The following is a 14,783-nucleotide window of genomic DNA, read 5'->3' on the forward strand; positions in this document are numbered from 1 at the left end:
CTCTGTCAGGCGACCGTGGCCTCGATCAGGTCGTCCACGACCGCCGCCAGGTGCCCGGTGCGGTCGCGCGCCCTACGCTGCCGTTCCGCTCCGGAACCCCTGCTGACCAGCAGGTCCAGCCCTTCCTCAACGAACGCCAGGTCACCGGCCTCGTCCGTGGCATCCCGTACGTGCTCCAGCAGGCGGTCCACCATCACCGGCGCCGGCACCAGCGCCCCTTCGCGCACGTCCAGGCTGTCACCGCGCAGGCCGTCGCGGGCGGCGCGCCAGTAGGCGGCCCGCAGGACCTCCGACGGGATCGGCAGCCCGCGATCACCGCGCGCCACGTCGGCCAGCGCGGTCATGACCAGGCCGCGGATCAGCCCGATGATGGTGAGGCTGTCGCTGACGTCCAGCGGCACGTCGGCGACGCGCACCTCGACGGTCGGCAGCGTGGGCGACGGGCGCGCGTCCCAGTACACCGTCTTCGGGTCCATCAGCGCGCCCGACTGCGACAGCGCCCGCAGCGCCAGCTCGTAGTGGGCGAACGACGGGAAGTACGGCGGGGCGCCCGAGACCGGCCATCGGCCCCAGCTGATCACCCGCCACGACGCGTAGCCGGTGTCACGGCCGACGAAGAACGGCGAGTTCGCGGCCAGCGCGATCAGCGTGGGCAGCCACGGACGCAGGTGGTTGCCCACGTACACGGCGTGTTCCTCGTCGGGGACATCCACGTGCACGTGCAGGGCGCAGATGCTGAGCTCGTCCTGCAGTGCCCGGTAGAGCACCCGGCCCTGCTCGTAGCGGATGTCGTCGGTGAGCGGGCTCGGCACGACGTCACCCAGCACGGGTAGGCCGCTGGCGACCACGGCCAGCCCGCACGAGCGGGCCGCCTGCGCCACCTCCTTACGCGCGGCCCTCAGCCGCGTGCCTAACTCGCCGAGGTCGGCCGAAGGGGCGGTCCGGGCCTCGACCTGGAAACGGGTGATCTCGTGAACGACGTCTAGGACGTCCGTCGCGGCGGCCAACACCTCTGCCGCCCGGGGAGCCACGTGGCGCGACCAGGGATCGACGATGAGGTACTCCTCCTCGATCCCGATAAGAGGAGTCACATCCCTTTTATGCCCGTTTTCCGCTAGGCAAAGCGGTGTGGGCCATAGACCGCGTACGGCCTTCCCTCGGCGAGCGCCCAATACCGGTCGCCGAAGGACCAGTGCCACCACTCCGTGGGGTAGTTGACCAGGCCAACGGGCTCCAGGGCGGCGGCGAGGATCTTGCGATGGGCGCGGGCGTCGGCCGAGATGTTCGTGGCGTCCGTGTAGCAGCCGCCGTCGCTCTCCTCCGGGTTGTCGTTGACCTGGGTGCCCATGTCGTACTCGGTGCCGTCGGGCGCGCACAGCGTCAGGTCGACGGCGGCACCGGCGGTGTGCGGGGCCACATCGACCGGCGACACATACCGACTTGCCGCGATATGTGCCTCGTCAGGCGACATTTCGGGGAAAGCGGCTCGCAGCCCGTCCCGGTACTCCTCGAAGATCCGGCGCTGCGTGTCGATCGGCCGGTAACCCTCGACGATCAGCAGGTGGAAGCCGTCGGGCAGTCGCCGCTCGGCCCGCTCCAGCCGGGCCAGCAAACCGGAGCGCAGGTGGGCATAAGCGCCGCTCCGGTCGGCCATCCGCTCGTCCACCCGCAGTCGGCCGCGTACGTCCGCCAGCTCCTCGCCGTTGTCGCGCACCGGGATAGCCGCGACGCGGGGATCAGAGATCAGCACGATGTCGCTCGTCTGCTGCCACATGGGCAGAAATTCTCACACAGTGTCGGAGAAAACCTGATCTCGGGCCTGTTCCAGAGCCGCGACCAGCGCGCCGCGCAGCACCGGGTTGCCCGCCACCCCGGTCGTGACGACCTCGGGCCGGGTCGGGCAGACCCGGGCGACGGCCTCCTCGACCTTGGCGGCCAGACGTGCGCCGCCCGCCCGGCCGATGTCGCCGCTGAGCACGATCAGCCCGGGGTCGAGCACGACCGTCACTGCCGCGGCCCCCACCGCCAGGCGGGCCGCCACCTCGTCCAGGTAGCCGTCGCAGCCGTTGCGTACCTGGTCGGGGACCGTGCTGCCGAGCACGCCGTGCGCGGTGGCGAGCCCGCTCAGCGCCGGGTGCCCCACCAGCCGCTGGAACGAGCCCGACGTCGGCTGCGTCACGTCGGCGGGCAGCGGCTCGCCCGGCACGGGCAGCCAGCCGATCTCGCCCGCCGTCCCGGTGATGCCCCGGTGCAGCCGCCCGCCGAGCATGACCCCGAGCCCCTGGCCGACACCCGCCCAGATGACCACGAAGTCATCGTGTCCGACGGCGGCGCCGTAGCGGTGCTCGGCCAGCGCGACCAGGTTCACGTCATTCTCTATGATCACCGGCACGCCCAGCGTCTGGCGCAGGCTGGCCAGCACGCCGACGTGCCAGGCCGGCAGGTCGCAGGAGAAGCGCACGTCGCCACTGCCCGGATCGACCACGCCCCTGGTGCCGATCACGAAGGCGCGCAGCTGCGACAGGCTGACGCGGGCCGAGGCGCAGGCCCGCTGGACCGCGGAGTGCACGGACTTGACCGGATCCCCGTCCGCCGGGTTGACGGTGACCTCGACCACGATCTGGCCTGTGATGTCCGCCACACCCACGGTGAGGCTGTCGGGCAGCACTTCGAGCCCGGCCACGTACGCGCTGGAGGGGTTGACCGCGTACAGGGCCGCGTGCGGGCCCCTGCCTCCCGCCCGCTCCCCCGCCACCCGCACGAGCCCCCGCTCCTCCAGGCGGGCGAGTAGCTGACCTGCGGTTACCTTCGACAGTCCGGTCCGCTCCCCCAGCTCCGCACGGGTCAGCGGCCCGCCCTCCAGGAGGAGTTCGAGTGCCGTGCGGTCGTTCAACCGGCGGAGCAGCCGAGGGGTCCCGGGGTTTCGGCTCATCGACACGCTCCCTCTCGTCACGAATGGCTAACAGGCGTTTTTTTTAAGAAAGTTTCTTGTTAGTTTATCAGCAGTCGTTCGGACATTGACGATCAGCCTGGTGCGGACCGCAAGCGAGCACCCGGGAAGGGAGAACCCTGTGAGGATCGCGCAGATCACCGCCACTACGGTCACCACGGCCGCTCTGGCCCTGGGCCTGGCCGCCTGTGGTTCCGGCGAGACGCCTTCGGCCTCGCCGAGCGCGGCGGCCTCCGCCGCCGCCTCCGCGTCCGGCCCCAAGTACGCGGGCAAGGAGCTGACCTTCTGGCGCCTGGGCGACAGCAACCCCGCCGCGCAGAAGTACACCGATGAGCTGGTGGCCGCCTTCGAGCAGCAGACCGGCGCCAAGGTCAAGGTCGAGTGGATCCCGTGGCCGCAGGTGAACGACAAGTTCACCGCCGCGGCGGCCGGTGGCACCGGTCCCGATGTCACCGAGATCGGCAACGACCAGGTGCCGCTCTGGCAGAGCCAGGAGGCCCTCGAGCCCGTCACGGACATCGTGGGCTCCGGCGACCAGACGCAGATCCCGAAGAACCTGATGGGCCTGGAGACGATCGACGGCGAGACGTACGCCGTGCCGTGGGGCGGCGGCAGCCGCGCGGTGCTGTACCGCGCCGACTGGTTCAAGGAGCTCAAGATCGACGTCCCGAAGACCTGGGACGACCTGGTCGCGGCGGCCAAGAAGATCCAGACCAAGAAGGGCAAGGACGTCGACGGGTTCGCCTTCAACGGCGGCTCCGACGCCAACCACCTGCTGGGCGCCCTCGCCTGGACCGCCGGCGGCGAGTACGCCGTCAAGGAGGGCGACAAGTGGGTCGGCAAGCTGACCGACCCCGCCTTCAAGTCCGGCTTCGCCCAGTACACCGGCCTGGTCACCGACGGCCTGTCGAGCAAGTCGCGGCTCACCCAGAACACCACGGACATCCGCACCCGCTTCGCCAACAACAAGGTGGGCATGTACCTCACCGCGTCGTGGGACCTGCCGGGCATCGACGAGGACAGCAAGGGCAAGCTCAAGGGTGACAAGCTGGCCTTCTTCCCGCTGCCGTCCAAGGACGGCGGCGAGGCGCAGTCCTTCCTCGGCGGCAACGACATCGCCGTCTGGGGCTCCGCCAAGGAGAAGGACGCGGCCAAGGAGTTCGTGAAGCTGGCCTCCGGCAAGGAGTGGGGCGACAAGTACGCCAAGGACGGCGGCCTGCTCCCCGTCTACCCCGACGCCCTGGCCGCGCTGTCCAGCGACCCGGCCCAGGCGCCGTTCGCCGCCGCCTTCGCCAAGGCCAAGGCCTTCCCGGCCAGCCCGCACTGGACCGAGGCCAACGAGACCAAGGCGGTGCTGCAGAACGCGGCCCGCACCGTCATCGAGGGCAAGTCGTCGGCCGACGACGCGCTGGCCAAGGCCAACAAGGAACTCGAAGACATCCTCAACGCCACCTCCTAGCCTTATGACGAACATCTCGACGCTCGCCCGGGGTGACGGCCAGTCCGCCACCCCGCGCCGGCCGAACTCTCATCGCCCGGCCCGGGCCAGCGGGCTGCCCGCCTGGTCGGTGCCGTACGTACTGCTGATCCCCGGCCTGCTGGTGATCGGGGCGCTGCTGCTCTACCCGCTGTTCCAGGTCGGGGTCATCGCCTTCCAGAAGGTGGGCCTGGTCCAGATCAGCGGCAGGAAGCCGGCCACCTGGGTGGGCTGGGACAACTTCACCCGCATCTTCGCCAACGACATCTTCTGGTCCTCACTCCGCAACACGCTCCTCTTCGCCGTCATCGCGGTGTCGCTGACGCTGATCGTCGGAACAGCCGTGGGCACCCTGCTCAACAAGCTCGGCCGGAAGATGTCCACCTTCGTGGTGGTCGGCATCATGTTCGCCTGGGCCGTGCCTCCGGTGGCGCAGGGCATCATCTGGCGGTGGCTGTTCGACGCCGAGAGGGGCGTCATCAACTGGGCGCTGAACCTGCTGCCCGACTGGCTGTCGAAGTCGCTCTTCGGCCGGGCCGACTGGACCGGCGAGCCCTGGCTGAACGACGCGTGGTCCATCTATATGGTGCTGATCATCTGCGTCGTCTGGGCGAGCTTCCCGTTCGTGGCCGTGTCGGTGCTGGCGGGGCTCAAGGGCATCCCGGCGGAGTTGTACGAGGCGGCCCGGGTGGACGGGTCGTCGGCCTGGCGGACGTTCAGGAAGATCACCTTCCCGCTGCTCAAGCCGGTCTTCGCCGTGCTGACCGTCCTGTCGATCATCTGGGACTTCAAGGTCTTCTCCCAGCTGTACGTGCTCATGGGCGGCCCGTCGAACCGTGAGGCGTTCAACCTGTCGATCTACTCCTACGCCGAAGCGTTCCGCGCGCCGCCCAAGATGGGGTCCGGCGCGGCGATCGCCCTGGTGCTGACCGTGATCCTGCTGGCCATCACCGCGGTGTACGTCAGGCAGCTCGTCAAGCAGGAGGACATGTGACCCCGCTCGCGCGCAAGCGGCTCGGCAAGATCGCGCTGAACGCGGCCGGACTCCTGGTGTTCCTGTTCGCGATCTTCCCGGTGTACTGGATGGCCTCGACCTCGTTCAAGGCCAACGACCAGATCTTCACCACCGACTTCATCCCGTTCCCCACCCATTTCACCTTCGAGCACGTCGACCGGGTGCTGAGCGAGGGGGTGGCCGGGCACTCGATCTGGCTCTACATGCGCAACAGCGCGATCGTGGCGGTCGGCACGGTGCTCATCGGGGCGGTGTTCTCGCTGCTCGCGGCGACCGCGGTGGCCCGCTTCCGGTTCAAGGGGCGCAACACGTTCCTGATCCTGCTGCTCATCGTGCAGATGATCCCCTCCGAGGCGCTGCTCATCCCGCTGTTCCTGAGCGTCAAGCGGCTGGGCCTGTACGACCAGCTCGCCGGTCTGATCGTGGTGAACGTCGGTCTCACGCTGCCGTTCGGCATCTGGATGCTGCGTACGTTCGTCGCCGCCGTGCCCAAGTCGCTGGAGGAGGCGGCCTGGATCGACGGCGCGAGCCGGTTCACCACGTTCTGGAAGGTGCTCTTCCCCCTGGTCGCGCCCGGTCTGGTGGCCACCAGCATCTTCTCGTTCATCACCGCGTGGAACGAGCTGATCTTCGCGCTGGTCCTGATGAGCGGCTCGGACGGCTACACGATGCCCGTCGCCCTGCAGTACTTCTTCGGGCAGAAGGGCACCGACTGGGGCGCCATCATGGCCAGCTCCACGATGATGACCATCCCGGTCGTCGTCTTCTTCCTGCTGGTTCAGCGCCGCATGGTCTCCGGCCTGGTGGCCGGGGCCGTGAAGGGCTGACGACCACGGATCTCGTACGGCTCGCGTAGGCGCGTGCCGTCCTGACCGTGCCCAACTTTTACCGGGCCCAACCTTCCTGTGATGAGGAGCCATGAGTCAGAGTGATCGGGGGCTGCGCCGCCTCGCGGCCGGCACGCTGCTCGTCGCCTTCCAGGGCACCACCGCGCCCGACTGGGTGCTGCGCGAGCTCGAGAACGGCCTGGGAGGCGTCACCTTCTTCGGCTTCAACGTCGCCGACCCTGACCGGTTGCGGTCGCTGACCGCCTCCCTCCGCGCGGCCGGCGAGCCGGTCATCTCGCTGGACGAGGAGGGCGGCGACGTGACCCGCCTGGCCTACCACGTCGGCAGCCCGTACCCGGGCAACGCGGCGCTGGGCGCGGTGGACGACACCGAGCTGACGCACCGGGTCTACCGGGCGATCGGCTCGGAGCTGGCCGCCTGCGGCATCAACCTGGACATGGCGCCCGACGCCGACGTCAACACCGAGGCCGACAACCCGGTGATCGGCACCAGGTCGTTCGGCGACGATCCCGCGCTGGTGGCCAGGCACACGGTGGCCGCCGTTCAGGGCCTGCAGTCGGTGAACGTGGCCGCCTGCGTCAAGCACTTCCCCGGCCACGGCGCCACCCGGGTCGACTCGCACCTGGCCATACCCGTCGTGGACGTCACGCTCGACGTGCTGCGCGCTCGCGAGCTGGCGCCGTTCCGGGCGGCGATCGCCGCGGGGACCAAGTCGATCATGACCGCGCACGTGGCGGTGCCCTCCCTGACCGGCCGGACACCGGCCACGCTGTCGCCCGCCGCGCTGACCGAGCTGCTCAGGGGCGAGCTCGGGTACGACGGCGCGGTCATCACCGACGCGATGGACATGCACGCGATCACCAAGAGCGTCGGGCTGGCCGGTGGCGCCGTGCTCTCGCTGGCCGCGGGCTCGGACCTGATCTGCCTCGGGCCGTTGCCCACCTACGACGACGTGCGGCACATCATCGACGAGATCGTCGCCGCCGTACGGGATGGGCGGCTGCCCGCGGCCCGGCTGGAGGAGGCGGCGGCCAGGCTGGCGGCGCTGCGCGCGTGGTTCGGCTCGGCCGCTTCGCCCTCGGCCGAGCAGAACGGGGTCGGCCTGCACGCCGCCAGGCGCGCGGTGCGGCTCACAGGCGCGCCGGAGCCGCTGGTCGAGCCGCTGGTGATCGAGGTGGACACGCCGCCGACGATCGCCGTCGGCGACGTGCCCTGGGGCGTGGGGCCGTGGCTGCCCCAGGCCGAGATCATCCGGGTGAAGCCCGCGGACGCGGACGTGCCGGTGCTGCTGGCCAAGGCCACGGACCGGTCGCTGGTCGTGGTGGTCAAGGACGCGCACCGCAACGAGGCCAGCCGTGAGCTGGTCTCGGCCCTGGTGGCGGCCCGGCCCGACGCGACGGTGATCGAGATGGGGCTGCCGATCTGGCGGCCGGACAGCGCCGCCTACATCGCGACGTACGGCGCGGCCCGGGCGAACGCCCAGGCGGCCATCGAGCTGCTCACGGCTTGAGCAGAGCTGTCACGGGTTGAGCGGAGCTGTCACGGGTTGAGCGGAGCTGTCACGGGTTGAGGGGAGTTTGTCGCGGCCCGAGGCGGCGGCTCACGGCTTGAGGAGTGCCTCGCGGGCCTGGTCCAGGGCCGCGAGGACCGCGCCGCGCAGCACCGGGTTCTTGTCCGTGATCGTGGTGGTGACGACCTGGGGGCGAACCGGGCAGATGCGGGCCACGGCCTCCTCCACCCGGGTGGTGAGCGCGGTGCCGCCGGCCTGGCCCACCTCGCCCGCCAGCACGACCAGGCCGGGGTCCAGGATCACGCAGACCGCGGCCACGCCGAGCGCGAGCCGGTGCGCGATCTCGTCGAGCAACGGCTCGCCCTCGGCTCCGGCCGCCACGGCGACCTTCACGCACTGCCCGGCGCTCTCGGCCGCGAACCCGTAGCCCCTCGCGAGCTCGCACACGGCCTCGGCGCTGACCAGCGACTGCAGACCGCCCGCGAGCGAGGGCAGCCGGCCCGGCTCATTGCGGATGTCCTCGGGCAGTGGCACGCCGGGCACCGGCAGGTAGCCGATCTCACCCGCGCTGCCCGCACGGCCCCGGTGCAGCTTGCCGCCGAGCATCACCGCGAGACCGAGGCCGCGGCTGGACCAGAGCAGCACGAAGTCGTCGAGTCCCTGGGCGGCGCCGTCGGCACGCTCGGCGATCGCGGCCAGGTTGACGTCGTTCTCGATCGTCACCTCGCGTTTGAGGTCACCGGCGAGTGCCTCGTGGATGCCCTCGTGCCAGCCGGGCAGGTCGAACGAGAAGCGCACGTCGCCGCTGCGCGGATCGACCACGCCGGGGGTGCCGATGACCACGCCGCGCAGCCGGCCGATGCTGATCTTGGCGCTGCGGCAGGCCTTCATGATGGCGCCGTGCACCACCGAGACCGGGTCGTCGAGGTCGGTGGGATCGACCGTGACCTCGGCGATCGTCTGGCCGTGGATGTCGGCGACGGCCGCGGAGATCAGCTCGGGCCCCACCTCGAGCCCGGCCACGTACGCGCTGGAGGGGATCACGGAGTAGAGCGCCGCGTTGGGGCCGCGCCCGCCGGCCTGCGTGCCGACGACCTCGACCAGCCCGCGCTCCTCCAGCCTGGACAGCGTCTGGGAGGCGGTGACCTTGGACAACCCGGTCCGATCGCCGATCTGCCCCCGTGTCATCGGGCCGGTGGCCAGTAACAACTCCAACGCCGCCCGGTCGTTGATCTCCCTGAGCAGTCTGGGCACACCAGGGCGTCGCTCCACGCTGAATCCCACCGTCAAATCGAAAAGGTTGTTGGAAGTTTAGCGCCCTGGACCTTGCTTATCACCGCAGGTGAACCCGAGGATGCCTCACGACCAACTCCCGCGCGAGCGGAGCGATCACGTACTGAAACGGTAAAGGACTGTCCGCGGTGTCCGCGCAGGCCCGCGCCCGGATGACCTGCCCATTCTGGCGACCTTGCGCCTAACCACTGTTGACCAGGAGGGATAATCAACAACATGCGCCTTTCCGCTCGTGTCGACTACGCCCTCCGTGCTGCCGCCGAACTCGCCGCGGCCGGCGCCGGCCCGACCACCGTGGGCGAGCTCGCCAAAGAGCAGGACATGCCCCCCAAATACCTTGAGAACATTCTGCTGCAGATGCGCCGCGCCGGTCTCGTCCGTGGTCAGCGCGGTCCGGAAGGCGGCTACGTCCTGGCCAGGGCCGCCGCCGAGATCTCGCTCGCCGACGTCATCAGGGCAGTCGACGGCCCACTGGCCAACGTCCGCGGCGAGCGCCCCGAGCACGTCGGCTACCGGGGCCCGGCCGAGTCGCTGCAGCAGGTGTGGATCGCCCTGCGGGCCACCGAACGCGCCATCCTCGAGGAGGTCACGCTGGACCAGGTGGCCAGCGGCGCGCTCCCCGACCGCGTCCGCCAGCTCGCCGCCGACCCCGCCGCCTGGGACTGACCCGGCGCGCGCCGGGCCCGCGTGGCCCGCGCCCGGGGACTGACCGGCGCCCGCGTGGCCCGCGCCCGGGGACTGACCGGCGCCCGCGTGGCCCGCGCCCGGGGACTGACCGGCGCCCGCGTGGCCCGCACCGGGGACTGACCGGAGCCCGCGTGGCCGGCGCCGGTTCTTAAACTGGGGGCATGCCCGAAGGAGATGCCGTCTACCGTACGGCCGCGCGGCTCCGGGGCGCCCTGGACGGCCGGGTTCTCACCCGTTCGGACTTCCGTGTACCCCGGCACGCCACGGCCGACCTCAGCGGCCGGACGGTCCTCGCGAGCCTGTCACGCGGCAAGCACCTGCTCACCCGGGTCGAGGGCGGCCTGACCGTGCACACGCACCTGCGGATGGACGGGAGCTGGCGGGTGCTGCCCGCGGGCCGTCGCACCGCCCCCGGCGACCAGGTGAGGCTGGTGCTGGCCAACGAACAGTGGCAGGCGGTGGGCGTGCGGCTGGGGGTGGTGGACCTGCTGAGGACCGCCGACGAGGACCGCGTCGTGGGGCACCTGGGGCCCGACCTGCTCGGCGACGACTGGGATCCGGACGAGGCAGTGCGCCGCCTGCGCGCGGCGCCGGACCGGACGATCGGGGAGGCGCTGCTCGATCAGCGCAATCTCGCCGGGCTCGGCACCATCTATCGCGCCGAGACACTCTTCCTGCGCGGCATCTGGCCATGGCGGAAGGTCGGCGACATCGAGGACCTGGACGGGCTCGTCAGGCTCGCCCAGCGGCTCCTGGCAGCGAACAAGACGCACGCCGCCACAGTGACCACCGGCGACCGCCGTCCTGGCGGCCAGACGTGGGTGTACGGCAGGGCAGGTCGCCCCTGCCGCCGATGCGGAACGCGCATCAGTCGCGGGGAGATGGGAGCACAGCCACAGGAACGACTCGTCCTGTGGTGTGGTGACTGCCAACCGCGTTAGGCGGCCACCATGTCCTTGACTTCGGGGAACACGGAGTCGGAGATCGACCCGGGCACCGTCTCGGCAAGGGGGATGCGCTCGTGCTCCGGCGCGTCGGCAAGCACAGGAGTGGCCTGGAGCTCCGCCAGCGCGAACTGGTCGGACACCTCACGCAACACCTGCGACAGGGGAACCCCGAGGGCGCCACAGATGGACGCCAGCAGCTCCGATGACGCCTCCTTCTGACCACGCTCGACCTCGGACAGGTAGCCGAGCGAGACACGCGCCAGCGTGGACACCTCGCGAAGAGTGCGTCCCTGCCGCACCCTCAACCGCCTCAGCACGTCGCCGAGCAGCTGACGCAGCAGAATCATCTGTCGCTCCCTCCCCGGCGTGGATGGCTTCACCACCACGCCCCGCGCGGTCGGATCGTGCCGTCCGTTCTTCTTCTTCGGCTCGTACATGCTCCTCGCCGTCATCATCGGGCGTCTCCGCCCCTGCCCCGCCGCTCTGCCTTCATTGCGCAACGGCTCCTTTCGCGAAGGATCACTTCGCGAAAGCTCGTTACGTGAAGGTTCGTCACGTGACTCGTTAGGCCCGCCTGCCGGGCGCTCGGTGCTTGCAGATGGCTCACGGACCTCACTCACAGCTCCACCGTACCCGTATCAACCGACACCGCGTCAGACCGTGCCTCGGATGTTCGCTCGGGACGTAACACGGTAATCACCCGGTATGTTCCCCATTGTTCCCCTTCAGCACACTTGCCAGTAGATCAATAGCCTCGTCCACCGTCTCTACCCTGATACGTTCGCGAGACCCCTCTAGCCTCAACGGTCTCTGCCAAATTTGATCTCCCGGTCCGCTGACGGCCACATGCACGGTGCCGACGGGCTTTCCGTCCTGCGGCTCCGGACCCGCCACACCGGTCACCGCCAGGCCGTATGTCGCCTCGCACAGCCGCGCGACCCCCGTCGCCATCGCCGCCGCCACCTCCGGGTGCACGGCCCCTTCCCGCCGCAGCAACTCCTCCGGCACGGCCAGCAGCCGGTGCTTCAAATCGGTGGCGTAGGAGATGACCCCGCCCCTGAACGACTGGGAAGCCCCTGAGACCGAGGTGAACGTCGCCCCGATGAGCCCTCCGGTCAACGACTCGGCCACGGCGAGCGTGGCGGCCCGCCGTACGAGCAAGGAGAGAACCTCCGCCGCCCCAACCATGATCACTCCCCGCGCGCCCGCCTGGCCACCTGCCGTAGCTTGATGGCACGCACCACGTAGTCGACGCCCGTGGCCACCGTGACGACCAGGGCCGCGCCCATCACCACCCAGCGGACCGGGTCGAACTCGCCGGGCAGGATGTAGAGAACGATGGCCGCGATCTGCAGCACGGTCTTGACCTTGCCGCCATAGCTGGCCGGGATGACCGCGTGCCTGAGCAGCACGAATCGCAGCGCCGTGATGCCCAGCTCGCGCCCCACGATGGTGCCCGTCACCCACCACGGCAGCTCGCCGAGGATCGACAGGGACACCAGCGCCGCGCCGGTCAGCGCCTTGTCGGCGATCGGGTCGGCGATCTTCCCGAAATCGGTGATCAGCCCGTAGCGTCTGGCCAGCTCGCCGTCCAGATGGTCGGTGAGCGAGGCCACGCCGAACACCGCCAGCGCGCCCAGGCGCCAGCCCATGCCGGGCAGGAAGAGGCAGACGACGAAGAAGGGGACGAGCACCAACCGCAGGACCGTGAGGACGTTGGCGATGTTCCACGGGCTCACCACGCGGCGCTCGTCCTTGGTCATGGACCGGCCTTGATGCGCGCGATCAGGTCAACCCCCTCGGCGTCGACCACCACCGCACGCACGATCTGACCGCGGACCAGGCCGATGCCCTGGACCGTGACGGACCCGTCGACCTCGGGACCCTGGTGGGCGGCCCGGCCCTCATAGCCGCCGTCGCCCAGGTCGTCGTCGATGAGCACGTCCACCTCCGTGCCGATGCGCTCCTCCGCGCGCTGCGCGGTCAGCTCCTCCGCGAGCTCGGTCAGCACGCGCACACGATCGTCGATGACGTCCTGGCCGAGCTTGTCCGCGAAGCCGGCCGCCTCGGTGCCGTCCTCGTCGGAGTAGCCGAACACGCCGATCACGTCGAGCCTGGCCTGCTCCAGGAACCCGACCAGCTCACCGAACTCCTCCTCGGTCTCACCGGGGAAGCCGACGATGAAGTTGGAGCGCACGCCCGCCTCCGGCGCGCCCGCGCGGATGCTCTCCAGCAGCCCCAGGAAGCGCTCAGGGTCGCCGAAACGGCGCATCCGGCGCAGGACGGTGCCGCTGGCGTGCTGGAAGGACAGATCGAAGTAGGGGGCGATGCCCTCGGTGCCGGCGAGCACGTCGATCAGCCCCGGGCGCAGCTCGGCCGGCTGCAGGTAACTGGCCCGCACCCGCTCGATGCCCTCGACGGCCGCCAGCTGCGGCAGCAGCTTCTCCAGCGCCCGCAGGTCGCCCAGGTCCTTGCCGTAGGACGTGGAGTTCTCACTGACGAGGACGAGCTCGCGCACGCCCCGGTGGCCCAGCCAGTCGGCCTCGGCCAGGAGCTCCTCGGGGTCGCGCGAGACGTAGGCGCCACGGAAGGCCGGGATGGCGCAGAACGTACAGCGGCGGTCGCAGCCGGAGGCCAGCTTGAGCGAGGCCACCGGGCTCTCGTCGAGCCGTTTCCGCAGCACGCGCGGCCCGCTGGCAGGAGCCAGCCCCTCGGGCAGGTCGCCGTGGCCGGGAATGGCGGTTTTGGGCGCGCTGGCACGATCCACCGGCGAGATGGGCAGCAGGGTGCGGCGGTCTCGCGGGGTGTGCGGCTTGAGCGGTCGGCCGGCGAGCACGTCGTCGAGGCGGCCACCGATCTCGGTGTAGTCGTCGAAGGAGATGACCGCGCTGGCCTCGGGCAGAGCGTCGGCGAGCTCGTTGCCGTAGCGCTCGGCCATGCAGCCGGCGGCGACCACCTTGGCCCCGGTGTCGGCCGCGGCCAGCAGCGTGTCGATGGAGTCCTTCTTCGCCGAGTCGATGAAGCCACACGTGTTGACGACGACGACATCGGGGTCGTCGTCGCCCAGCTGCCAGCCGGCAGCCTCAAGACGCGCGGCGAGCTCCTCGGAGTCGACCTCGTTGCGCGCGCAGCCCAGAGTGATCAGCGATGCGGTTCGGCGGGATGACATGGTGAACACTACGGTATCGGGAGTTGGCCACCACCGAGCGCACGGGCTACCTCGGTTGAGCTGCGGGAGGCACGAATGAGCGGGTCACCATCTCCCCGCGAGCACCCGCACGACCCAGGTCCTTGCCGTTGACCTGCAACGACACGGCGCCCGCGTCACCGATCACGAGATGGACGCCGGTCTCGGACTTCCAGGTCGAGCTCTTGCCCGCCGCCAACGTTCCGGTGAAGAGGTTGAGTCCCTTGCCGTCGCGGACGTTCAGGTAGGACGCGCGCTTGGCTTTCACCTTGACGACGACCATTTTTTCCTTTTTATCCTTGGCGTCCTTGGCCGTCTTCCCCTTGGCGTGTGACGCTTTGGGAGCGCGCTCGCCGATCGGGGCGTTCGGCGGCACGAGGCGCGAGTCGGCGGTGCGCACCTCGTCCGACGTGCCGCCGCCGAGCACCCTGACCGCCCCGAACACCATGACGATGGCCAGCGCGACGCCCAGCGCCATCGTCCAGTTGAGGCCGCGCCGCTCGTTGATCCTGATCTTGCGCTCGGCCTGGAAGACGGCGGCGGCCCGGATGGGCGTGGCCGCCCCGCTGTGTTCTTCGTCATAGAAGTGGACGGTCGCCACGGGATCGAGTCCGACCGCCTTGGCTACGGCCCGGACGTGTCCTCGCGCGTAGAAGTCGCCACCGCACTGTGAGAAGTCGTCACGCTCGATCGCGTAGATGATCGCCTCACGAATGCGGGTGGCCTCGCTCAGTTGCGTGACTGTCAGCCCGGCGGACCGCCGGGCCTCAGCAAGCATGGCCCCTGTGCTCTGTTCCGGCATGGCAAGCGCCTTCCGCCCCACGACGTTCTGTGATGATTCACATTCAATCAGTAGTCGTCGGGCGAAC

The 14,783-nt window shown here is 70.1% G+C and carries 15 protein-coding genes; 6 read left to right on the top strand and 9 right to left on the bottom strand.

Annotated features, from left to right (window positions below; all coding sequences use genetic code 11):
• Window positions 1-5: 5 nt before the first annotated feature.
• From ACGFNP_RS39195 to ACGFNP_RS39205, 3 genes are read right to left on the bottom strand one after another with little or no spacing between them, the layout of a single operon-like run.
• Entirely contained in the window at window positions 6-1,091 is a 1,086-nt protein-coding gene (locus ACGFNP_RS39195; protein ID WP_358336176.1) for a glutamate--cysteine ligase, read from the bottom strand.
• Window positions 1,092-1,114: 23 nt separating this feature from the next.
• Window positions 1,115-1,774 carry a M15 family metallopeptidase gene (locus ACGFNP_RS39200; RefSeq protein WP_393327462.1) on the bottom strand — a complete coding sequence of 220 codons (660 nt, stop codon included), beginning with the start codon at window positions 1,772-1,774 and terminating at the stop codon, window positions 1,115-1,117.
• Between the two features lie 12 nt (window positions 1,775-1,786).
• Window positions 1,787-2,932: an ROK family transcriptional regulator gene (locus tag ACGFNP_RS39205; protein ID WP_358336170.1), complete on the bottom strand. Its 1,146-nt coding sequence runs from the start codon at window positions 2,930-2,932 to the stop codon at window positions 1,787-1,789.
• Between the two features lie 139 nt (window positions 2,933-3,071).
• On the opposite strand from ACGFNP_RS39205, the gene ACGFNP_RS39210 reads away from it, so the two are divergent.
• From ACGFNP_RS39210 to ACGFNP_RS39225, 4 genes are all read left to right on the top strand, one after another.
• A complete protein-coding gene (locus tag ACGFNP_RS39210; protein WP_358336167.1) occupies window positions 3,072-4,409 on the top strand; it encodes an extracellular solute-binding protein in 1,338 nt (445 codons plus the stop codon).
• 4 nt (window positions 4,410-4,413) lie between these two features.
• The gene (locus tag ACGFNP_RS39215; RefSeq protein WP_358336164.1) at window positions 4,414-5,421 is read left to right on the top strand and encodes a sugar ABC transporter permease; all 1,008 of its coding nucleotides are present in this window, start codon (window positions 4,414-4,416) and stop codon (window positions 5,419-5,421) included.
• Complete coding sequence (locus ACGFNP_RS39220) at window positions 5,418-6,269, top strand: carbohydrate ABC transporter permease (protein WP_358336161.1); 852 nt, start codon at window positions 5,418-5,420, stop codon at window positions 6,267-6,269. Before ACGFNP_RS39215 ends, ACGFNP_RS39220 begins: the two co-directional genes overlap by 4 nt.
• Before the next feature lie 91 nt (window positions 6,270-6,360).
• Window positions 6,361-7,800 carry a glycoside hydrolase family 3 protein gene (locus ACGFNP_RS39225; RefSeq protein ID WP_358336158.1) on the top strand — a complete coding sequence of 480 codons (1,440 nt, stop codon included), beginning with the start codon at window positions 6,361-6,363 and terminating at the stop codon, window positions 7,798-7,800.
• Between the two features lie 90 nt (window positions 7,801-7,890).
• On the opposite strand, the gene ACGFNP_RS39230 is transcribed toward ACGFNP_RS39225, so the two are convergent.
• The gene (locus ACGFNP_RS39230) at window positions 7,891-9,072 is read right to left on the bottom strand and encodes an ROK family transcriptional regulator (RefSeq protein WP_358336155.1); all 1,182 of its coding nucleotides are present in this window, start codon (window positions 9,070-9,072) and stop codon (window positions 7,891-7,893) included.
• A gap of 237 nt (window positions 9,073-9,309) precedes the next feature.
• On the opposite strand from ACGFNP_RS39230, the gene ACGFNP_RS39235 reads away from it, so the two are divergent.
• Both ACGFNP_RS39235 and ACGFNP_RS39240 read left to right on the top strand, forming a co-directional pair.
• On the top strand, window positions 9,310-9,759 hold the full coding sequence (locus ACGFNP_RS39235) for an Rrf2 family transcriptional regulator (protein ID WP_214638527.1): 450 nt from the start codon (window positions 9,310-9,312) through the stop codon (window positions 9,757-9,759).
• A gap of 182 nt (window positions 9,760-9,941) precedes the next feature.
• A complete protein-coding gene (locus ACGFNP_RS39240; protein ID WP_393327467.1) occupies window positions 9,942-10,721 on the top strand; it encodes a DNA-formamidopyrimidine glycosylase family protein in 780 nt (259 codons plus the stop codon).
• On the opposite strand, the gene ACGFNP_RS39245 is transcribed toward ACGFNP_RS39240, so the two are convergent.
• The 5 genes from ACGFNP_RS39245 to ACGFNP_RS39265 form a co-directional block, all read right to left on the bottom strand.
• A complete protein-coding gene (locus ACGFNP_RS39245) occupies window positions 10,718-11,074 on the bottom strand; it encodes a helix-turn-helix domain-containing protein (RefSeq protein ID WP_214638529.1) in 357 nt (118 codons plus the stop codon). The two genes, ACGFNP_RS39240 and ACGFNP_RS39245, sit on opposite strands and share 4 nt — an antisense overlap.
• 349 nt (window positions 11,075-11,423) lie before the next feature.
• The gene (locus ACGFNP_RS39250) at window positions 11,424-11,915 is read right to left on the bottom strand and encodes a nicotinamide-nucleotide amidohydrolase family protein (RefSeq protein WP_358336149.1); all 492 of its coding nucleotides are present in this window, start codon (window positions 11,913-11,915) and stop codon (window positions 11,424-11,426) included.
• Between the two features lie 2 nt (window positions 11,916-11,917).
• Window positions 11,918-12,490 carry a CDP-diacylglycerol--glycerol-3-phosphate 3-phosphatidyltransferase gene (pgsA, locus tag ACGFNP_RS39255; RefSeq protein WP_358336146.1) on the bottom strand — a complete coding sequence of 191 codons (573 nt, stop codon included), beginning with the start codon at window positions 12,488-12,490 and terminating at the stop codon, window positions 11,918-11,920.
• The gene (gene rimO, locus ACGFNP_RS39260) at window positions 12,487-13,896 is read right to left on the bottom strand and encodes a 30S ribosomal protein S12 methylthiotransferase RimO (RefSeq protein WP_358336142.1); all 1,410 of its coding nucleotides are present in this window, start codon (window positions 13,894-13,896) and stop codon (window positions 12,487-12,489) included. Before rimO ends, pgsA begins: the two co-directional genes overlap by 4 nt.
• Before the next feature lie 46 nt (window positions 13,897-13,942).
• Window positions 13,943-14,716 carry a helix-turn-helix domain-containing protein gene (locus ACGFNP_RS39265; RefSeq protein ID WP_358336139.1) on the bottom strand — a complete coding sequence of 258 codons (774 nt, stop codon included), beginning with the start codon at window positions 14,714-14,716 and terminating at the stop codon, window positions 13,943-13,945.
• Window positions 14,717-14,783: the final 67 nt, after the last annotated feature.

This window comes from Nonomuraea sp. NPDC049269 (genome assembly GCF_043197155.1).
In the GTDB taxonomy this organism is placed as follows: Bacteria; Actinomycetota; Actinomycetes; order Streptosporangiales; family Streptosporangiaceae; genus Nonomuraea.

Bases quoted from the DNA above. Each gene is read 5' to 3' on its own strand.
- ACGFNP_RS39200 (WP_393327462.1), bottom strand. From the start codon at position 1,774: ATGTGGCAGCAGACGAGCGACATCGTGCTGATCTCTGATCCCCGCGTC.
- ACGFNP_RS39205 (WP_358336170.1), bottom strand. From the start codon at position 2,932: ATGAGCCGAAACCCCGGGACCCCTCGGCTGCTCCGCCGGTTGAACGAC.
- ACGFNP_RS39215 (WP_358336164.1), top strand. From the start codon at position 4,414: ATGACGAACATCTCGACGCTCGCCCGGGGTGACGGCCAGTCCGCCACC.
- ACGFNP_RS39225 (WP_358336158.1), top strand. From the start codon at position 6,361: ATGAGTCAGAGTGATCGGGGGCTGCGCCGCCTCGCGGCCGGCACGCTG.
- ACGFNP_RS39235 (WP_214638527.1), top strand. From the start codon at position 9,310: ATGCGCCTTTCCGCTCGTGTCGACTACGCCCTCCGTGCTGCCGCCGAA.
- ACGFNP_RS39240 (WP_393327467.1), top strand. From the start codon at position 9,942: ATGCCCGAAGGAGATGCCGTCTACCGTACGGCCGCGCGGCTCCGGGGC.
- ACGFNP_RS39245 (WP_214638529.1), bottom strand. From the start codon at position 11,074: ATGATTCTGCTGCGTCAGCTGCTCGGCGACGTGCTGAGGCGGTTGAGG.
- ACGFNP_RS39250 (WP_358336149.1), bottom strand. From the start codon at position 11,915: ATGGTTGGGGCGGCGGAGGTTCTCTCCTTGCTCGTACGGCGGGCCGCC.
- pgsA (WP_358336146.1), bottom strand. From the start codon at position 12,490: ATGACCAAGGACGAGCGCCGCGTGGTGAGCCCGTGGAACATCGCCAAC.
- rimO (WP_358336142.1), bottom strand. From the start codon at position 13,896: ATGTCATCCCGCCGAACCGCATCGCTGATCACTCTGGGCTGCGCGCGC.
- ACGFNP_RS39265 (WP_358336139.1), bottom strand. From the start codon at position 14,716: ATGCCGGAACAGAGCACAGGGGCCATGCTTGCTGAGGCCCGGCGGTCC.